The organism is Shewanella goraebulensis, from assembly GCF_030252245.1.
In the GTDB taxonomy this organism is placed as follows: Bacteria; Pseudomonadota; Gammaproteobacteria; order Enterobacterales; family Shewanellaceae; genus Shewanella; species Shewanella goraebulensis.
Genome location: NZ_CP126972.1, coordinates 898,258 through 916,549 on the forward strand (window position 1 = coordinate 898,258; position 18,292 = coordinate 916,549).

17 protein-coding genes and 1 tRNA gene are annotated in these 18,292 nt (G+C 39.2%); 8 read left to right on the forward strand and 10 right to left on the reverse strand.

What is annotated here, in order from left to right; translation table 11 throughout:
- The first annotated feature begins 94 nt into the window (after positions 1-94).
- Complete coding sequence (locus tag QPX86_RS03715; RefSeq protein WP_220752661.1) at positions 95-445, forward strand: hypothetical protein; 351 nt, start codon at positions 95-97, stop codon at positions 443-445.
- A gap of 210 nt (positions 446-655) precedes the next feature.
- The gene (locus QPX86_RS03720) at positions 656-1,315 is read left to right on the forward strand and encodes a thiopurine S-methyltransferase (RefSeq protein ID WP_285164238.1); all 660 of its coding nucleotides are present in this window, start codon (positions 656-658) and stop codon (positions 1,313-1,315) included.
- Positions 1,316-1,439: 124 nt separating this feature from the next.
- On the opposite strand, the gene QPX86_RS03725 is transcribed toward QPX86_RS03720, so the two are convergent.
- Both QPX86_RS03725 and QPX86_RS03730 read right to left on the reverse strand, forming a co-directional pair.
- Positions 1,440-2,471: a porin gene (locus QPX86_RS03725; RefSeq protein WP_220752659.1), complete on the reverse strand. Its 1,032-nt coding sequence runs from the start codon at positions 2,469-2,471 to the stop codon at positions 1,440-1,442.
- A 483-nt stretch (positions 2,472-2,954) separates the two neighbouring features.
- On the reverse strand, positions 2,955-4,013 hold the full coding sequence (locus QPX86_RS03730; RefSeq protein ID WP_285165132.1) for a porin: 1,059 nt from the start codon (positions 4,011-4,013) through the stop codon (positions 2,955-2,957).
- 445 nt (positions 4,014-4,458) lie between these two features.
- Between QPX86_RS03730 and tcdA the strand changes: the two genes are divergently transcribed.
- Positions 4,459-5,253 carry a tRNA cyclic N6-threonylcarbamoyladenosine(37) synthase TcdA gene (gene tcdA / locus QPX86_RS03735; protein WP_220752726.1) on the forward strand — a complete coding sequence of 265 codons (795 nt, stop codon included), beginning with the start codon at positions 4,459-4,461 and terminating at the stop codon, positions 5,251-5,253.
- Between the two features lie 94 nt (positions 5,254-5,347).
- Positions 5,348-5,959 carry a superinfection exclusion B family protein gene (locus tag QPX86_RS03740; RefSeq protein WP_285164239.1) on the forward strand — a complete coding sequence of 204 codons (612 nt, stop codon included), beginning with the start codon at positions 5,348-5,350 and terminating at the stop codon, positions 5,957-5,959.
- Between the two features lie 196 nt (positions 5,960-6,155).
- Here the strand turns inward: QPX86_RS03740 and QPX86_RS03745 are convergent, their stop codons facing one another.
- Complete coding sequence (locus tag QPX86_RS03745) at positions 6,156-6,287, reverse strand: DUF3149 domain-containing protein (protein ID WP_076540587.1); 132 nt, start codon at positions 6,285-6,287, stop codon at positions 6,156-6,158.
- Between the two features lie 339 nt (positions 6,288-6,626).
- On the opposite strand from QPX86_RS03745, the gene QPX86_RS03750 reads away from it, so the two are divergent.
- Positions 6,627-6,711: transfer RNA gene (locus QPX86_RS03750), tRNA-Leu, on the forward strand.
- A gap of 111 nt (positions 6,712-6,822) precedes the next feature.
- On the opposite strand, the gene QPX86_RS03755 is transcribed toward QPX86_RS03750, so the two are convergent.
- A complete protein-coding gene (locus QPX86_RS03755; protein WP_220752657.1) occupies positions 6,823-7,053 on the reverse strand; it encodes a hypothetical protein in 231 nt (76 codons plus the stop codon).
- A 377-nt stretch (positions 7,054-7,430) separates the two neighbouring features.
- A complete protein-coding gene (locus QPX86_RS03760; protein ID WP_285164245.1) occupies positions 7,431-7,991 on the reverse strand; it encodes an outer membrane beta-barrel protein in 561 nt (186 codons plus the stop codon).
- A 536-nt stretch (positions 7,992-8,527) separates the two neighbouring features.
- Between QPX86_RS03760 and QPX86_RS03765 the strand changes: the two genes are divergently transcribed.
- Entirely contained in the window at positions 8,528-9,850 is a 1,323-nt protein-coding gene (locus QPX86_RS03765; RefSeq protein ID WP_285164246.1) for an anaerobic C4-dicarboxylate transporter, read from the forward strand.
- Positions 9,851-9,941: 91 nt separating this feature from the next.
- Here the strand turns inward: QPX86_RS03765 and QPX86_RS03770 are convergent, their stop codons facing one another.
- From QPX86_RS03770 to QPX86_RS03790, 5 genes are all read right to left on the reverse strand, one after another.
- Positions 9,942-13,799, reverse strand: coding sequence for a S8 family serine peptidase (locus tag QPX86_RS03770; RefSeq protein WP_285164247.1), 3,858 nt, complete (start codon positions 13,797-13,799; stop codon positions 9,942-9,944).
- Between the two features lie 255 nt (positions 13,800-14,054).
- The gene (gene asnC, locus QPX86_RS03775; RefSeq protein ID WP_285164249.1) at positions 14,055-14,516 is read right to left on the reverse strand and encodes a transcriptional regulator AsnC; all 462 of its coding nucleotides are present in this window, start codon (positions 14,514-14,516) and stop codon (positions 14,055-14,057) included.
- Between the two features lie 154 nt (positions 14,517-14,670).
- Positions 14,671-15,348 carry a bifunctional tRNA pseudouridine(32) synthase/23S rRNA pseudouridine(746) synthase RluA gene (gene rluA, locus QPX86_RS03780; protein ID WP_285164251.1) on the reverse strand — a complete coding sequence of 226 codons (678 nt, stop codon included), beginning with the start codon at positions 15,346-15,348 and terminating at the stop codon, positions 14,671-14,673.
- Positions 15,349-15,563: 215 nt separating this feature from the next.
- Positions 15,564-15,854 (reverse strand): hypothetical protein, encoded by a 291-nt coding sequence (locus tag QPX86_RS03785; protein ID WP_220752651.1) that lies wholly within the window; start codon positions 15,852-15,854, stop codon positions 15,564-15,566.
- A gap of 36 nt (positions 15,855-15,890) precedes the next feature.
- Positions 15,891-16,310 carry a hypothetical protein gene (locus QPX86_RS03790; RefSeq protein ID WP_285164255.1) on the reverse strand — a complete coding sequence of 140 codons (420 nt, stop codon included), beginning with the start codon at positions 16,308-16,310 and terminating at the stop codon, positions 15,891-15,893.
- Between the two features lie 174 nt (positions 16,311-16,484).
- Here QPX86_RS03790 and QPX86_RS03795 point away from each other — a divergent pair, with 174 nt between their 5' ends.
- Both QPX86_RS03795 and QPX86_RS03800 read left to right on the forward strand, forming a co-directional pair.
- On the forward strand, positions 16,485-17,474 hold the full coding sequence (locus tag QPX86_RS03795) for a 2-hydroxyacid dehydrogenase (protein WP_220752649.1): 990 nt from the start codon (positions 16,485-16,487) through the stop codon (positions 17,472-17,474).
- 34 nt (positions 17,475-17,508) lie between these two features.
- A complete protein-coding gene (locus QPX86_RS03800; protein WP_285164256.1) occupies positions 17,509-18,246 on the forward strand; it encodes a dienelactone hydrolase family protein in 738 nt (245 codons plus the stop codon).
- The last annotated feature ends 46 nt before the right edge of the window (positions 18,247-18,292 follow it).

An 18,292-nucleotide genomic window follows, 5' to 3' on the forward strand; every position in this document is an offset into this window, starting at 1 on the left:
GAGTTGTAAACTTTGACATGAATCAATTTGTTTTTGGTGATAGACAGGTACTATCTAAATGAATCAACGGATTCGGTTTAATCAAGGAGTGCTTATGCCTACCATCAATAAAGCTGACTTAATTTCACTATTTTCTTTTCCGCGTCAGCGTATTTTACAGTCTATGGAAGTAACGCATTGCCCACATGCAGTGTTCTATAATGCCAGTGATGAGCAGTGCACTACGTGCCATCAAGGTGAAGAATGCATTTGGATGAATCACAATGATGAATTAGTGGCGATTGAGAAGAAATCCGTTGAAGAGCTCAAACAGCAATTGCTGATCGCGGTAGACTTTATCGATTCAAACTTAAGCCCGCACCATTTATCAAGACGCAACTGTCAATGTGATAACTGCAAATGGCTTAAAAAAGTACAACAAGTGTTAGAAGGTGAACCTGAATAGGCGATCAGCATTTTTTAGCTTAAGGTTGGCAAGTAAGTAACTTACTCATATTTACAGCTATAGTTAAAGTGAAGAATACCTTAATAACCATCCCCTTATTTCAGATTTGTCTGAGAGAATAAGTTGTAGTGCCATATTGCATATCACAATTTTTGTGATTACAGTGAAACCCATTAGTTATTGATGATATATCACTAGGGGTTTGTAATCATGGAGCCGAGTTTTTGGCACGAAAAATGGGATTTAAAGCAAATTGGATTCCATCAACCGCAAATTAATGAATTTCTGGTTAAGTATTGGTCGCGTTTATCGTTAGCAACCTCTGCAGAAGTCTTTGTTCCATTGTGCGGTAAGTCATTAGATATGTGTTACATAGCGGAGCAAGGGCATAACGTACTTGGCTGCGAGCTAAATCAACTAGCTGTTGAAGACTTTTTTAAAGAAAATAATCTCCCTGTTAGTCATCAAGTTAAGGGGGAACACCAAGTTTACTTAACTGAGCAAGTCTCGCTCATTCAAGGTGATATATTCACCTTACCGATAGAATCTACTCAATCAATTACTGCTTTTTATGATCGCGCTGCGCTTATTGCCTGGCCAGAAGAAATGCGCCAGCAATATGCGATAAAACTTGCGACATTAGTTCCTGCTGGCGTTAAAGGTTTACTGGTGACCTTGGATTACCCACAAGAAACCCTTAATGGCCCACCATTTGCGGTAAGTCCGCAATGGATAGAACAATACCTAGCACCTTACTTTGATGTAGAGCTTTTAGAGTGTGCTGATGTATTGGCTGAAAATCAGCGGTTTGTGAAAAAAAATGTTCCTTGGCTTAACGAAGCAGCTTACGTGCTGACTCGTAAAATATAAAATTGCAAAGATGTGAAGAATTAAACCTTATTAAAGTTTCATATCTATTTAAAAGGCAATAAAAAAGCGACCATAAGGTCGCTTTTTTGATATTAGTCGCTTGTTATTAAAGCGATTTACTCAATTAGAAATCGTAACGCATACCTACGGTAAATACGTTGTCATCTTCTAAATCGATGGTTGGGCCACCGTCAAGTTGGTAATCACCTTCGTACATAGCGTAATGGCCATATACTAGAGTAGATTTAGAGATGCGGTAATCAGCACCTACAGTGATTTGAGTAATGCTAGCATCAGTAACAACACCATCTGCTGCTTTTTGCTTAGTTAGGTAACGACCGAAACCACCTTCGTCAACACCGTACTCAGCTTTTAAGTTAACGCCGTTTAGGTTGTAAACCACGTTTAAGAAGTAAGAATCACCTTCTTGCTCAGTTGTTTGGCTTTCAGTGTTTTGGTACAAACCGCCTACTTTGAAATCGCCAAATTTAACTTGACCCACTGCACGGTATGCATCGATGCCACCGATAGTGTTGTAAGCAGCTGCTACATAGTAGTTTTGTGCTTTAAGTTTTTTATCACCAATCGTTGCACTTAATGCATATTGATCTTCATAAGACTCGTTGTCATCAGCATCGGTGTAATTATCTTCCATTAAGTAAGTCGCGTTTAATGTGATTAAATCAGCGATTTTTGGAGAGTAGTACCAGATACCGTCAGCAGAACGAGTTTGACCAGCCACTAAACGGTCGATATCAGCATTGCTGTTACCGAAAACGTCAACGCCGCCTTCAGATTGCTTAAATACTGTGTCGTTACGGCCAACTAATACAGTACCGAAGTCAGTTTTTAGACCTAGGTAAGTATTACGAGCTTTGAAAACATCTGAACTTGAAGAGGTGTTTTCAACTTGGAATTCCATTTGGTATAGCACTTCAAAAGCATCAGAAATTTTCTCACTGCCTTTAACACCTAAGTGAGAGAAGTTATTTTCGAATACAGTGCCTTCTTTACCTTCTTGGGTAGTAACACCAAGATCAGAATTAGTTACTGCTAGGTCTAAACGACCGTAGAAGTTAGGGCCATCGGCTAGCGCACCGAAAGAAGTTAAAGCAATAACTGAGGCTACAGATGCTGAGATTAGCGTCTTTTTCATCTTTTCATACTCCCGTATAGAACCGAAGTCCTATTCCCATTATTGGGTGTTATAGTGAATTTCAGTTGCAAAAAAACTAATAGAAAATGCTTTTGCATAACGAACTGATCGGAATTTTTGCAGGTTTATAGGGTATAAGTTGTGGTGTAGTTCAAAGTTTTTGGTATAACGTAATGATTTAAGGTAAAAATGTGACAAATTCGATACTTTTGAGCATTGGTTAACAGCTTTTTAGCAAACTACCTATTTGTGGAGGTTCACAAGCTTTGTTAATTCGTGTAAGGCTTGACTGTATTGGCTATACGGCTAGTTAAGGTGTTGCTAAATTGTTAACTCTTAAGCGGTAAAACTGCTTGAATTATGCGGTTTTGCATAATTCAAAGGTTGAATAAAATAAAGGCTATAAAAAAAGCGACCTTTTGAGGTCGCTTTTACATTTTTAAAACAATTTACCGCAGTATATTTCGGCGGCCAATTGGTTGTTTAGAAGTCTAAACGAACACCAACAGTAAAGATGTCATCACTTAAATCTTCAACAACACCATTTAATTTCATGTCGCCATCGTATTTAGTGTAGTGACCATAAACTAAAGTGTTTGAACTTAAGCGGTAGTCAGCACCAACACTGAACTGTTGGATTTCAACATCTGATACATCTTTACGAGCATCTAAAATGTTTGCACCTTCGCTGCTTTCAAGCTGACCTGTACGACGGTCTACAATTTTACCTAGCCCAGAATCATCGTAACCGTACATAGCTTTAATTTTTAGATTACCCATTACATAAGCTGCATTGATGAAGTAGCTGTCACCTTCAAGGTGTGCTAATTCGCTTTTTAAGCTTTCAGTGTTTTGGTATAAACCGCCAACAATGAAGTTGCCGAATTTAGCTTGTACAACACCACGGTAAGCTTCGATATCTGTGATACCGTCTTGGTAAGCAGCTGCTGCGTAGAAGTTTTGTGCTTTAAGGGCTTTATCACCAATTGTTGCACTAACAGCGTACATAGAATCACTTTGTGAATCATAGTTGTCGTCCATTAGGTAAGTCGCGTTTAGCGTTACCATGTCAGCAATTTTTGGAGAGTAGTAGCTGATACCATCGCCTGAACGTGTTTGCCCTGCAGCTAGTAAATCGATGTCTGAGTTAGTGTTACCAAATAAGTCAAAACCACCTTCAGAAGCTTTGAATACAGTGTCGTTACGACCAACTAATGCAGTACCTGCATTGGTTTTTAGACCGATAAACGTGTTACGAGCTGCGAAAGTATTGCCTGAGTTATCAAAGTTGCTTACACCGAACTCCATTTGGTAGATCACTTCAAAATCATCATTGATTTTTTCTGTGCCTTTAACACCTAACCATGAGAAGTTGTTTTCAATAATAGTGCCGTCTTTTTGATTTTGAGTAGCTACACCCGTATCAGAATTGGTGAATGCAAGATCAGCACGGCCGTAGAAATTTGGGCCATCAGCTAGCGCAGTAAAAGAGGTCATTGCAGTGCAAGATAAAATTGCTGCAGTGATCAGGTTTTTTTTCATCATCTTAATCTTCCTTTGGTAAGGGCTTGATTTTGTTAGACACTCATCAGTTATGCCTAACATTGATAGAAATAGCGATGACGCATCAAATAGGGTGCGTACGCTATTTATGGAATCCTGTATCTGCGTTTGATATTGCCATAAAAACTTAATAAAAAAGTGTGACACTAGTCACTAAAGGTTGGATTTTTTCGATATGTATCATATTGATTTACAAGCATTACTGTACTAAGTAACATAATTTCTAGCTTGCTTAACTAACAATATCTCTAGTTTTCCCTATTAGCATAAACTGATAACAATTGTGTCGCTTGTGAGCTATTTTTAAATGGTCGTTATGGGCTAAAAATGCGCAGTTATTTTTCGTCACTCAGTTATTTCGATTTTGCTGAGTTTCGTATAAAATATCGCCCCCTTATTAGTGAGCACACAAGAGCGTTACATGTTGTCAGAATCTTATTTAAATCGTTTTGGTGGAATAGGCCGTTTATATGGTCAAAATGCACTACAAAACTTTGCTAACGCTCATGTGGTTGTCATAGGTATTGGCGGTGTCGGTACTTGGGTGGCCGAATCTCTAGCACGAAGTGGGATTGGGCAAATAACGCTAATTGATTTGGATGATATCTGTGTCACGAATACCAACCGTCAGTCACATGCTATTGCATCAACAATTGGTGAGTCTAAAGTAGAGGTAATGGCAAAGCGTATTCGTGATATAAACCCGGAGTGTGTGGTTAACGAGATTGAAGATTTTGTTACTGCTGACAACTTAGCTGAATACTTAGGGACTAAAAACGATCCATTATCTATTGATTATGTGGTTGATTGTATTGATGCGGTAAAACAAAAGGCAGCGCTAATTGCTTGGTGTAAACGCAACAAGTTAAAAATTGTCACCGTAGGTGGCGCTGGTGGTCAAACAGATCCCACTCAAATTCAGCTCACTGATCTGGCTAAAACAGTTCAAGACCCATTACTTGCTAAAGTTCGGGGCATTTTGCGCCGCGAATATAATTTCACTAAGAATACTCAACGACGTTTTGCTGTCGATGCTGTTTTTTCTACTCAACATCTAGTTTACCCACAAAATGATGGCAGTGTCTGCAGTACAAAAGCAACTGCAGAAGGCAGCATGCGTATGGATTGTGCATCAGGATTTGGCGCTGTGACTATGGTAACAGGTACATTTGGGTTTATTGCAGCAAGTCGTGTGTTAGCAAGGTTAGCTGAAAAATAATCGATTAATTTTAAAAGAACAATTAAGGTTTCTCATTGGCATCAAAATTGCTTTTAACGTGATAGATTCAAAAATCTGACACTTTGGAAGCGAGATGATGAAAATTAAATTTGATAACGTAAAGTTAGCCAGCGTAAAGCGTGTTTTAGTCAGTGCAATGCTTTGGTGGGTTGTTGCTTGTGCAGTGTTGTTGTTTGCTCCTTCCCATATATTACAAACCCTGTCCCTAGATAGTTTAGTAAGCGATTATGGTCACTTTATTGGTTTAGGCTTGATTGTTGGCGCGGCCTTTTTCTTAAGTCAGTTATTCACTTTTGTTGTTGATGAATCCATTAGTCATTTACGTGAAAAGCGGGCTATAGAGACCATTGAGGCCAAGGTTAAATTGCTAGATCCCGCGGAACGTGCCTTATTGAGAGAGTTTTTCCTTCAAGGTGCCACAATTTTGGCATTACCTCAAAATGAGCTTGCAGTGAAAGGTTTGATAGCGACCAGTATCCTTGAACTTGTTGGTAATGAGCGCCATTACGCAATACAAGGCCCTACTGCGGAATACAAAATTTCGATGAAAGCTAGAGTATATTTGAACCGTGATGTTTTGCGATTACCAGCTGGCGAACCAAGTAAAGAAGAGCTATCACACTTGATTAAAGCAAGACCACAGTTTATCAATGGCTTAGTTCAACCAAGAAAGCATGCAGCCTAATAGTTGATAAGCACTCTCGGAAACTATAAACGTGTTAAGGGTAAGTTGTTAGTCTGACGACTTACTTTAGGTATGAAGCGCTTAGTTATAAAAAATTTAGTACAAACAATTATAGACAGAAAAATGGGGGCTAAATGCCCCCTAATTATTTGCAAAAAAAACACAAAAAACTGACTTAAATCTAAATAAGTACTACCTATTCTTTTGGAGCTGACTTCACGATAAACATCCACATCATGTACGACATGATCCCCATGGTGCAGAAGATAACAATCATTGAAAGCAAACCAATTGCATTACCAAACATTAAATCTAACCAGAATGCCATTTTATTATCTCCTTTATAGTGAAGTCATAAATAACATACTGCAAACATCTGTTAACAATTATGATCTCGATCAATTAATGCTTCAGTTATTGCTTTATCGCTAATGTATTAAATTAGGGAAATGTAAATCATGATGGTTAGTCATTGTTTAGTCACTTAGTCGAAGCGATAACATTGCGAACCTAAAGGGTTAAGCTTCATAAGCTATAGTTTGAATGAGTTTTGAGCTATTGAATTGAAAACTGAGAATATCGCGCTGAAAGGACTTGCCATTGGCCTTAGCCTAGGTATAATTCTGACTCTCGATTGAGCATAGCTCTTTTGAGACATCAATATGATGCCGGTGTGGTGAAATTGGTATACACGACGGATTCAAAATCCGTTGCTTTCGAGCGTGGCGGTTCAAGTCCGCCCACCGGTACCATCTCCTCTTAAGAGGAATAAACCGACTTAATGTCGGTTTTTTTGTGCCTGACGTTTACTCAAATATATTGACTGTACTTTTTACTTAAGCATTTTTAATCTCAATATTCGATTATTGAGTTGGCAGTGAGGTGTTTAGACGCTGTTGTCTATCATAGCCCGCGCTGATACCTAGTTCGTAGAATGGAATTTTCCGCGCTAAAGACTCTTGTGCCAGTGAATAGTTTGTATCATCTATGGACAAGCCATCGGCAATTTTCTCGCCTTCGTACCAGCCCAAACCATAAAGAAGCACTGCTGTAATGCAGGTGTATTGGGTGAGTCCTGAAAAATATTGTCCCATTGTTGTCTCTTTATGCTGCTGATGTCTTATCGGCGAGTTATCCTCTTATCTGTCATCAAATTGATAATATAAGTATAGATAATCTCAAAAGTTATGATTGGAATAGTAAGTAATTGTGGTTACGCTTTTATGAATGTGTTTTCGTTGAGTTAATTAAAGCTATAAGCTTGATATTGAATGTGCAGGAACTGGATAGTAATTAATTATCAGCAGAACTCTCGCTAATTTATTGTTAGATTTATTGACTGTTTAGTTTTTATATTTATGTTTTGGTTAAATAAAGTTCATCAAAGCATAGTTTAATAATTTGAGTACATTGTTTATCTATAAATAAAGGGCACTAATGTGCCCTTTATTTAAATTGAAGTAGTTTTTAATTAAAACTTATAATCAATCGCTAGATAAACTTGCTGGGTATCATTTAAAGAGAATGAACCTGTGTTTGCCCCATTACTGACATCTTTCTCATAATCTTGCTTTAGGTATTGGTAGCCTATTTCAGTAGACCATTTATCATTGATGTTATACATGAAGCCGGTTTGGCCACCCCAAACAAAATTATTCCCCGAGTCTAAGTTGGCAGTATCAATACTGGTGTGTGTCATACCAGCCGTGGCGCCTACAAACCAGTTCATGTTACTTTGACCAAGTGGTACTAGGTAGTCATAAGATAATAAGAAATTCTGCTGTTTACCAATATCTTCAGAATTGTAGCCATAAGTACCATATACACGACTATTATCGTTAATATACTTACCAACACGAAGTTGATATGCCATATCTTTTTCTTTCTCTTTAGATCCATCGACTGAAGAATCTAACTCGTAAGTATTTTTCTGATAACCAGCGGCACCACCGACAAACCAATCTGATGCCATTGCAGGTACTGACATCATAGACGTTATTACACCAGCTAATATAAGTTGTTTAGTTTTCATAATTCACTCCAAGGTATTAATTAATCATTATTTCGTTTTGTTGGAGCCACTATAAGCTTCACTTGCTGTATAAAAACTGAATGAATTTAATTAGTGAATTTGTGAAGGTAAAAAAATTAGTAAAAACTTGTTCATGATTGGTTTCTAATAATTGAAATTAGTGATTGCTCTTTTGTTGAATATTAGACGTTAAAACAGGCTTTACATTGGTTTAATTAAGCTGATTTTAAACAAGTAAATTTACATCATTAAATACTTAAATATTGAGAGATCACAAAATTATAACTTAGGTTGAGAATTCTATGCGCGAGGTCACTGTATCGTTTGTAGCTTATATTTGCAGTTAGCTATTTGTTGTATAAACAACTTGGGGGCTAACTAAAAAGATAACGATTCAATCAGCTCTCAACGACGAATTTTAGTGTTTATTACTTGATATACAAATCCCTTATATCAACAGGGTATTAATACTAAGTTTAACTATTTTGGCTGGAGTAGCCATAGATAACTCAATGTTTGCTAAGGAGATTTAGCTAATGTTTTATATTCATATGCTGTTGTTGTTGGCCGTGATATTTGTCGGTATCCGTCATGGTGGCGTCGCTTTTGGTTTGCTAGGCGGCTTAGGTGTGTCAGTGCTTGCGTTCGTATTTGGTATTGCGCCTGGCTCACCACCAGTCAGTGTTATGCTGATTATTCTTGCTGTAGTTGCAGCTTCTGCAACCTTAGAAGCAACTGGTGGTCTTAAATTACTGGTAAAATACGCTGAAAAGCTATTAAGAAAGCACCCAAGTCAAATTACTTTCCTTGGCCCTTTATGTACGTATTCTTTAACGGTATTAGTCGGAACAGGTCACTCAGTTTATCCATTATTACCTGTTATCTATGACGTTGCTTATAAGAAAGGTATCAGACCTGAACGTCCGCTAGCTATGGCAACTGTTGCATCGCAAATGGGGATTACAGCAAGTCCTATTGCAGCTGCTGCAGCAGTTGTGATGGCAACAGCCATGGACAATAGTCTAGATATTAGTTTAATCAATGTATTGTCTGTAACAATCCCTGCTACGTTGGTTGGTGTACTTGCTGGTTGTGCGTGGAGTTTACATCGTGGTAAAGATTTAGATAAAGATGAAGAATTTCAAGCGCGTTTACAAGATGAAGATTTTCGAAACAATCTAATTGATCCAGAAGTTGAAACAACTGACCAAGCTCATACTGATAGCATTGCTAAACGTGGTTTAGCGTTATTCTTAGCGGGTATTTTTTCAGTTATTGTATTGGCAATGTTCAGTAAAGAGTTGTTACCTGAAGGCGTGAAAATGTCGGTAGCAATTCAGTTTATGATGCTATCTGTTGGTGCGATTATTTTACTGGTGACAAAGGTGTCTCCGCAAAAAATTGTCAACAGTAATGTCTTTACAGCAGGTATGACAGCTGTGGTGATTATTTTTGGTATTGCATGGCTGAGTGACACAATTATTAGTCATCATAAAAGCTATTTAGTGAGTTCGCTTAGCGACTTAGTGAGTGCTTATCCTTGGTCTTTTGCTATTGCAATGTTCATGGCGTCTATCTTCCTGAAAAGCCAAGCTGCTGTGCTGACGATTATGTTTCCGTTAGGCTTTGCGTTAGGTATTCCTGCGCCAGTATTAATTGGTGTTATTCCAGCGTGTTATGCTTATTTCTTCTTCCCATTCTATCCAAGCGACTTAGCGGCAATTAGTTTTGATAGATCGGGTACAACTAATATCGGTAAATATGTCCTTAACCATAGCTTTATTATTCCAGGCTTTATTGGGGTAACAACGGCGACTGTTTTAGGTTATTTTATATCGACTTTGGTTATTAATCACTAATGTGATTGCTTAAAAGCTAGATATAAAAAAGCCCAGCATATGCTGGGCTTTTTGCGTTATGTTTTAATTAAACGGTTTATTTGTAGACCGATTAAGACTTCATCTTACGACGACGGAATGCCGCTAAAGGAAGAAGAAGTGTTGTTAACCAACCCATAGAGCCGCTGTCATCTTTTTCATCAACAGCATTCACTGTAATTGTTGCAGTTGCTGCATCACTTACAAGTTCTCCATCAGAAGCAGTAACATCAAACATGTAAACATCATCACCGGCAGGAGCTGTAAAGCTTATTGAAGCATTACCATTGGAGAAGTTAACCGCTTGTCCACTAGTTTGAACCCAATTATAAGTTAAAGAGTCACCATCTACATCAGCACCACTAGCAGTAGCTGTGACAACAAAACCTTCAGTGCTAGTCATACCACTAGCCGAAACTGTAGGCGCATCATTAACATTGGTGATTTCAACCATAACTTCTGTCGGAGTACTAGTAATGCCTTCACCGTCTGTAGCTGTGTAGGTAAATGAGTCCATTCCGAAGAAATCTTTATTAGGGGTGTAAGTTGCATCACCTGCTTCTGTCATAGTAACTGTACCATTAGATGGTTCATCTACAATAACTGCCATACCTAATTCACCAGATGCTGCAACATTGATAATACGCTGAGCAGTAGCAGTCATGCCATCACCGGTAACCATAGAACGAGCTACCTTTTGATCAGGCATGATGTCATTTTCTAAAACATTGAAGGTTGCTACAGTTTCTTCAAGTGTCATAGGGGTGTCTTTATAACCAAGGCTAAATTCACTTGCAGTTGCTTTGTAGTCAATTTTGACTTGGCCTGCAGCAGAGGAAACAACTTGTAAATAATCATTAGTCGTTACAGCTGAACCTTCACCATTGTAATGGAATGTTGTACCAATAGTACCCCCGACATTCTCAGCGCCAATTGATACATTTGCAGGCATATCTGGGATATTAAGGTAATTAAACGATACATCTTCTGCATCACCAGTTTTTATCCAAACACTAAATGAATAAGCCGTTCCAGATGCATCCGCGTAAAGTTGACCATCTTTCCATTCAACAACAATGAAAGTACTTCCATCGCCCAGTGTGATAACATTTAGACCTAGTTGTCCGCCGCCGGTATCAGTAGCTGTTCCATCACTTAAATCAAAATCAGACCAGAATGGAGCGAGTATATTATTAGGTGCTGCACTATCTGGTAACTCTTTATTATTCCATGTACCACCAGTATTGCCGCCGCCAACGAGTACAATACCGTTATCCGAGATGGTAATTGTGTCGTAAGCTACGCCGTTATACTTGAATTCAGGTAGCCCTGAATAAGTAAATGATTTTTCATCACAGCCTTCATCACAAGCAGGTACAAATGCTAAACCAGCATCAAAGATACTTGGATAAGTGTCAGTTGAAGCACCAATTGACATCTGTGATTGTTCAAGGCTTCCCACCCAAGTGATTACACCAGTATTTTCGTTAACACTAAAACCATTTTGAGAAGCATTAGTTAAAGTAACTGATACATCATCTTCAGAAGTTAACATGGAACCTTCTGGCGCCATTGCTGTGAAAGTAACAGTATTCTCGAACATGGTATTGTTCAGTACTGCTGAAATTTCCATGTCATCTGCAGTAGTCAAATCTGAATCATCAGAAGTTACAGAAATCAATGAAGAGTCGCTAGACTCTTGTGCTAATACTGCGAGTGGTAAATGAGCATCTTGCATGCCTGATGCACTTGTAAGCATAATATTACCGAATATCCACTCACCGTACTCAGCAAAAGTAGAGTCGACAGTGACCATAAAGGTTGCTGAGCCGCCAGCTGGAATATCCAATGTTGAAGGAGAAACCATAATACCTGCAGCATCAGAGCTTGCTGCTAATGACCAAGAAGTGTCTTCATCACTCTTATTATAAACAGTACGAGTAAAGGTACATGGGCCAACACATGAATCTGCAGCAATAGAAGGTTTATCGAAGGTTAATACCGCTTTAGCTGCAGCATCTAAATCCATACGACCCGCACCCATTGCAAACGGTGAAGCTGCAGTAGTTGCATCATCATCTAGGATTCCATCAACTGTTGAAGTTGATGTTAGTGCAGTCTTAATATCATTCGCAGACCAATCTGGGTGAAGTTGACGCATCATTGCGGCAGCACCTGCAACATGAGGGCTTGCCATACTGGTACCCGAAATCATATTAAAGTCTTCTCCACCATCATCTGGTGAGTAAGCTGATAAAATATTGGTTCCTGGCGCTGCTAAATCTGGTTTTAGCATATTTTGATTACCATTCGGGCCACGAGAGCTCGAGCTGTTAATCGTATCGGCAAGGCTTGGAACCATTAAACGCTTAACTTCAGAACCAATTGTGCCTTCTGATGCTGTTTCGCCCATAGCTTCAACTAGAGCTTCGCCGTCACCTTTAGAAATCATTACCGATGGGAAAGTAACCCCAGGCATAGACATGGTAATTGGAGCACCTGGATTACTGTTATAAACCACTAATCCTGTGGCACCGGCATTCATGGCATTTTCTGCTTTATCTGAGAATGCACACGCTCCACGTGAAATTAGCGCAATACTGTCTTTAAAGCTATCAGCTTCGAATGCTTCACAGCCTTCAAAGTTAGCTTCATCAAGGTTAATTGCAGCAACAACAGAGGCTGTAACATCCATTTCGATAACAGTATCAGAACCAGGAATGGCTAATAAATCTTCTCCGCCGGCATTAAAGCTGTTAGCAAAGTAGCGGCCTGTTGTGCTGTTGGCCACAGCAATGCCAGACTCTATACATGCAGGGCAACCAATAGTGCTTGCGCCATTACCGTCGTTACCAGCAGCTGAAACCACTATAACACCAGCGGCTTCTGCAGCTTCAAACATGGTTTTGTATGGACTACTTGCTGGATCTGCACCTGCACCGCCACCCCAAGAGTTGTTGATAACATCAGCACCATCATTAACAGCGTGCTCTAACGCTTCCATTAACATGATGTTAGAACCACTTCCGCCAGAACAATCAGCTTTTGAGTAAAGTGCTTTATAAGACATTAAGTAAGCTGCTGGCGCTACGCCTGATAATTCAACATCAATGTCATTAAATTGTGTAGAAACTAAGTTACCTACGGCTGTACCTGCAACGTGAGTTCCGTGACCGCCGTAACCAAGTGGGCTCATGTATTCATCTGGACAGACTTCAAAGGTAGGTTGTGACCAGCGCGCAACGATTAACTTGTTATTACAAAAAGCTTCATCAGTGGTTGAACAATAATCATCAGTTGGCATGACGCCCATTGGCGCTTCAAAACCTTCATCAGCAAACATTGGGTTTTCAGGACGAATACCACCATCAATAACTGCTACTCGAATACCTTTACCCGCATTCTCCATTCCGCTAACAGTATTCCACATTGCTTCAGTATTAATAACTTGAAGTGATGCATCCATACTAATGTCATACATGGTTTCTGGATAAACAGATTTAACCCCAGGAATCGCCATTAACTGCTCTACAGTTAAGTTTTGACCCGCAACGGTTACACCGTTAAATAACGTTTTAAATTGACGTTCTACTTTGCTATTAGCTGAAACTTTATTTAACGCATTCGAGAATGCTTTTTGTTCATTAGCTAGCTGTGAAGCATAGTTTTGTACTGTAGCTGACTGAATATCCAGTTTAGTATTTTTATCTGATTTTGCTGCCGATTTACCTGATACCGCCAAAGCTGGAGATGTCAGTTCTACAATAAAACGTTGAGGGGTGTTTATGGTGGTTAATTTATTTGCTGGTTTCTTATGCTGATCGATAGACAATATTTCTAAGTTGTACTTATTGCCTGTCATTTCGGTGTTTGCAAAGCTAGCACTTGAGAGTAGCGCTGCTGATATAGCTAGAGATAATTTAGTCTTCACAACTTCTTCCTTGGTTTAAGCATTTACCACGTCCAAGCATTTGTAGGATAGAGACTAGGTAGGTGGTAATGCTGATTGTTATATTTCTGTATTAATGTATCGGGTGCATTCTTTGATGCGCTCTACGACTTTTTAACACAAATACTTAACAAAGGTAACCAAAGTTGTTACAAATATTTAAATTTAGCGTAAGTAAATACTATTCCTTTAGGGGTATTGGTTGTTTAGGCTTGTTATAAGTAATAAATAAAATGCCTAAGGCTTAACGCCACGAACAATAGGGTTTTGTAAGCTTATTAGGGTTTCTGTTGATTGAATTTCATCGATAGACTGGATGCGGTTGATCAAAACATGCTGTAATCCATCGATAGACTGGCACATTACCTTTACAAAAACACTGTAATTACCAGTGGTATAATATGCCTCAACAACTTCCTCAAGGGCATTTAACTTTGATATAGCTGCAGGATAATCGCCTGCACTTTTTAAATTAATGCCAATAAAACAACAAACGTCATATCCTAAAGCTTTAGGATCGACTGTTATCCTTGCTCCAGTAATAATGCCCGCCTGTTTCATTTTTTCGACACGAACATGAATAGTGCCAGCGCTGACTGTAAATCGTTTGGCGAGTTCTGCAAATGGGGTTCTTGCTTCTTCCATTAATGCTTGAAGAATTTGGTTGTCGAGCTGGTCTCTTTGAAATGGAGTTTCCATAGTAAAATGCCTAATTTAATTATAATTAAGCATTAATTTACGATGAATGATGAATAATGGCTATCAAAAAGTTCTCATGAACAATTTTTCTCACTTATCCCATCAAGTATTAAAGTGGTATGTGAGAACTTTCAGTCTGAAATTTTAGTTAGCTTTATTGTGAGCCAACAGGCTCAATAAAAGGCACGTCTGAGGTAAATGTCATTTCTTGCTGGCTATAAGGGTGATGAATAGTAAGTTCTGCTGCATGCAATAAAAGTCGTTTAGATAAACGTTTAGCGAGCGGGTCAGCATAAAAACCATCACCTAAAATAACATGACCGATGGCCATCATATGAATGCGTAATTGATGGGAGCGACCTGTTATAGGCGTTAGCTTCACTAAGGTTGATTGTTTGGCGTAACTGACGACTTCTACGTGAGTTAACGAAGGCTTGCCTAACTTATGATCGACTTTTTGCTTAGGACGATCAGGCCAATCACATATGAGTGGGTAATCAACTTGTTTAATCGAAGGGCTGACATAACCTGCAACTCTTGCATAATAGGTTTTGGCGGTTTCACGATCTCTAAACTGACGTTTTAATTCTCGCTCGGCATTACGGCGAAGTGCAACAACAATAACGCCTGATGTTGCCATGTCTAATCTATGGACTATTTGAGCATTGGGATATTTTTCGAGTACCCGACTATAGATACTGTCATGGTATTTGGCTTCACGCCCTGGAATCGACAATAAGCCTGAAGGTTTATTCAGAACAATAATATCTTTATCTTCATGAATAATATCAAGCCAAGGATCGGTAGGAGGAGTATAGATGAAGTCTGCCATGATAAGCCTTTTACTAGAATGCGCGGCAAAGATACCTTTCAGTTTACATTAGTGCAAGCAAACTATGATTCATGACACTTGCACATGAGTTAATGGTAGCTGTTGTAAAGGCTTAATTATCGCTTTAGAAAGACATCGATAATTAACTTTCCCTTTAATGGCGTAGCTCATTTTATCTAGGGTTAGCAACGGAACGTCATCATTAAAAAAGCTGACTAAGAAAACGCATTGCCGTTGACGTGCATAATTGTAAATGTCCAAACAACAAAGGCCAATGGCACATGTACTAAGGCATAAAAACTTTGATCCAATCGCGACATTCCTTGTGCATTCCAAATCAGATACACATGTCCAATAAGTACCAGTGGAAACAAAGATAATAAAGGGTATAACGCAAACGGGCTGGCATCAGCAAATATGCTGTGACTAAACAGTGCCCAAAAAACCATAAAACTGGTGGTTAGCGGCGGTGCAGCTAACCGGTATTGCTCTGGATAAGGAAACATCCTATTACCTTAAAAATAACAAAAGATAATACTAGATTAACCTTTAATTTCCTTTTTGCCATGTATTACTTTTCTATGGACCACCGAATAATGCCTTAATCCGGCTGGACCGTGCGACACGACTACCGATAACAGCACGATAAAAACTGTTATTTCGGGCTTCCAATCGGCCATAGGAATAAATAAACCAAGCAGTAACACTTTGAGAATTGTTAATACGCCTTTTAATTGGATTAACCAGCGCCAGTCTCTAATCACTTCCCAAGCAAATAAAGCGACACCGCTGGTCATCGCTAAAATCCAATAGTTAAGCCACTGACTTTGTTCGATACCTAATAATAACCCACCGCCAGCGCCAACAATCCCAACAATATGCAATGCACGTAAGCTGGTTTTGCCTAATCGTTGTAGCCAAAATTGAAACTCGGATACTTCTTGGTATTGCTTTTTAGACATGAGAAGACACATTTGTTGCTTTTAATGAAGCACCAGCTTAGCAAATTCATCTTGAATGAATAGCGATCTATAGCAAAATCTAAATTATTGATATGCTAAAGGTAGAAATGAATCAATTGAAGCCGCAGATGAAATCAATATTAGGCTTCTGCTTTTTGAGTTAAGGATAGCAATATGAAAATCGGATTCTTCAGTGCCAAACATTATGATATTCAACATTTTGATGCGATGAATAAACAGTTTGGTGCCACTATTGAATACTTTGATTATCGGCTTTGTATGCAAAACGCCAAATTAGCCGTAGGGTTTGAGGTCGTGTGCGCTTTTGTGAATGATTCACTGTGTGAAGAAGTGCTAGTTGAGCTGGCCAAAGGCGGCACTAAAATCATTGCAATGCGCTGTGCAGGCTTTAACAATGTTGATTTATCGGCGGCAAAACGCCTCGGAATTACCGTGGTAAATGTACCTGCATACTCACCTGAATCTGTGGCAGAGCACACAATTGCATTGATGCTGACGTTAAATCGTAAAATTCATAAAGCTTATCAGCGAACCCGCGATGCCAACTTTGCACTCACTGGGTTAGTGGGTTTTAACATGCATGGAAAAACCGTTGGTGTAATTGGTACGGGTAAAATTGGTATTGCTACCATCAAGATTCTGCTGGGGTTTGGTTGTAAAGTAGTTGCATACGATCCTTACCCTAGCGACATAGTTAAAGGCTTAGGCGTTGAATATATCAGCTTAGAAGCGTTATACCCTCAGTGCGACATTATCAGTCTGCACTGTCCGCAAACTCCAGAGAACCATCACTTATTATGCGCGCATAGCTTTAATCAAATGAAAAAAGGCGCAATGGTGGTGAATACCAGTCGTGGCGGCTTACTTAATGCAATAGATGCAATGGAAGCATTAAAACTTGGTCAAATAGGAGCGCTAGGGCTGGATGTTTATGAAAATGAAAAAGAGTTATTTTTTCAAGATAAGTCTAATGAAATAATTCAAGATGATGTGTTTAGAAGGCTTTCTGCTTGTCACAATGTTATTTTCACCGGACATCAGGCATTTTTAACCGACGAAGCATTAAATGCGATTGCGTTAACGACCTTGAAAAATGTCACCGATTTACTTTCAGGTCAGCATTCCGCCAATGAGTTAAATTAAACCGCAACTACAACTATAAGCATAAAGAGGGAATATGATAACCACTAAGGAAGTTCATGATATTGCGACACCAACTGGTGTGATGCGCACTTATGTTTATCGCCCTGACGCACCAGGTCAGTTTGCGAGTATTATTTTTTATTCAGAGATTTTTCAGCAAACGGCGCCGATAGCACGAAGCGCAGCGATATTAGCGGGTCATGGTTTTGTGGTGTTAGTACCGGAAGTATTTCATGAGCTTAATCCAATAGGCACAGTGCTTGAGTACGATGATATTGGCAAAGATAAAGGTAATGCTGACAAGTTTACTAAAACCCTAGAGCATCATGACAGCGATACCGAAGCAATGGTTGAGTTTGCACGCAGTCAAGCGTACTGCACTAGTAAAGTTGGAGCTATGGGTGTGTGTATTGGTGGCCATTTGGCTTATCGAGCTGGGCTAAACCCTGATATCAGCGGGGCATTTTGTCTGTACCCAACCGACATTCACTCAAATACTCTACCTTGTGAAGATAATAATGACTCTTTAACCCGTACTGGCGATATTGCTGGTGAAGTGGCAATTATTTTCGGCAAGCAAGATCCTCATGTTTCTAGCGAAGGACGCAAGTTAATCTATCAAAAGCTTGAACAAGAAGAGGTTAATTTTAGCTGGCAAGAAGTCAATGCCCAACATGCCTTCATGCGTGATGAAGGTGATCGTTATGATGCAGCTCTGGCACTGCAAATGTATTTACAAGCCGTCACCTTCTTTCAACGATTACTTAGATAAAATTTATTTGAGTGATTGAGAAGAGTGCGTGAACGAAGTTAGCTGT

Bases quoted from the DNA above. Each gene is read 5' to 3' on its own strand.
- rluA (WP_285164251.1), bottom strand. From the start codon at position 15,348: ATGGCAGACTTCATCTATACTCCTCCTACCGATCCTTGGCTTGATATT.
- asnC (WP_285164249.1), bottom strand. From the start codon at position 14,516: ATGGAAACTCCATTTCAAAGAGACCAGCTCGACAACCAAATTCTTCAA.
- QPX86_RS03760 (WP_285164245.1), bottom strand. From the start codon at position 7,991: ATGAAAACTAAACAACTTATATTAGCTGGTGTAATAACGTCTATGATG.
- QPX86_RS03740 (WP_285164239.1), top strand. From the start codon at position 5,348: ATGATGAAAATTAAATTTGATAACGTAAAGTTAGCCAGCGTAAAGCGT.
- QPX86_RS03785 (WP_220752651.1), bottom strand. From the start codon at position 15,854: ATGTTTCCTTATCCAGAGCAATACCGGTTAGCTGCACCGCCGCTAACC.
- QPX86_RS03795 (WP_220752649.1), top strand. From the start codon at position 16,485: ATGAAAATCGGATTCTTCAGTGCCAAACATTATGATATTCAACATTTT.
- QPX86_RS03790 (WP_285164255.1), bottom strand. From the start codon at position 16,310: ATGTCTAAAAAGCAATACCAAGAAGTATCCGAGTTTCAATTTTGGCTA.
- QPX86_RS03755 (WP_220752657.1), bottom strand. From the start codon at position 7,053: ATGGGACAATATTTTTCAGGACTCACCCAATACACCTGCATTACAGCA.
- QPX86_RS03745 (WP_076540587.1), bottom strand. From the start codon at position 6,287: ATGGCATTCTGGTTAGATTTAATGTTTGGTAATGCAATTGGTTTGCTT.
- QPX86_RS03765 (WP_285164246.1), top strand. From the start codon at position 8,528: ATGTTTTATATTCATATGCTGTTGTTGTTGGCCGTGATATTTGTCGGT.
- QPX86_RS03715 (WP_220752661.1), top strand. From the start codon at position 95: ATGCCTACCATCAATAAAGCTGACTTAATTTCACTATTTTCTTTTCCG.
- QPX86_RS03720 (WP_285164238.1), top strand. From the start codon at position 656: ATGGAGCCGAGTTTTTGGCACGAAAAATGGGATTTAAAGCAAATTGGA.
- QPX86_RS03725 (WP_220752659.1), bottom strand. From the start codon at position 2,471: ATGAAAAAGACGCTAATCTCAGCATCTGTAGCCTCAGTTATTGCTTTA.
- QPX86_RS03800 (WP_285164256.1), top strand. From the start codon at position 17,509: ATGATAACCACTAAGGAAGTTCATGATATTGCGACACCAACTGGTGTG.
- QPX86_RS03730 (WP_285165132.1), bottom strand. From the start codon at position 4,013: ATGAAAAAAAACCTGATCACTGCAGCAATTTTATCTTGCACTGCAATG.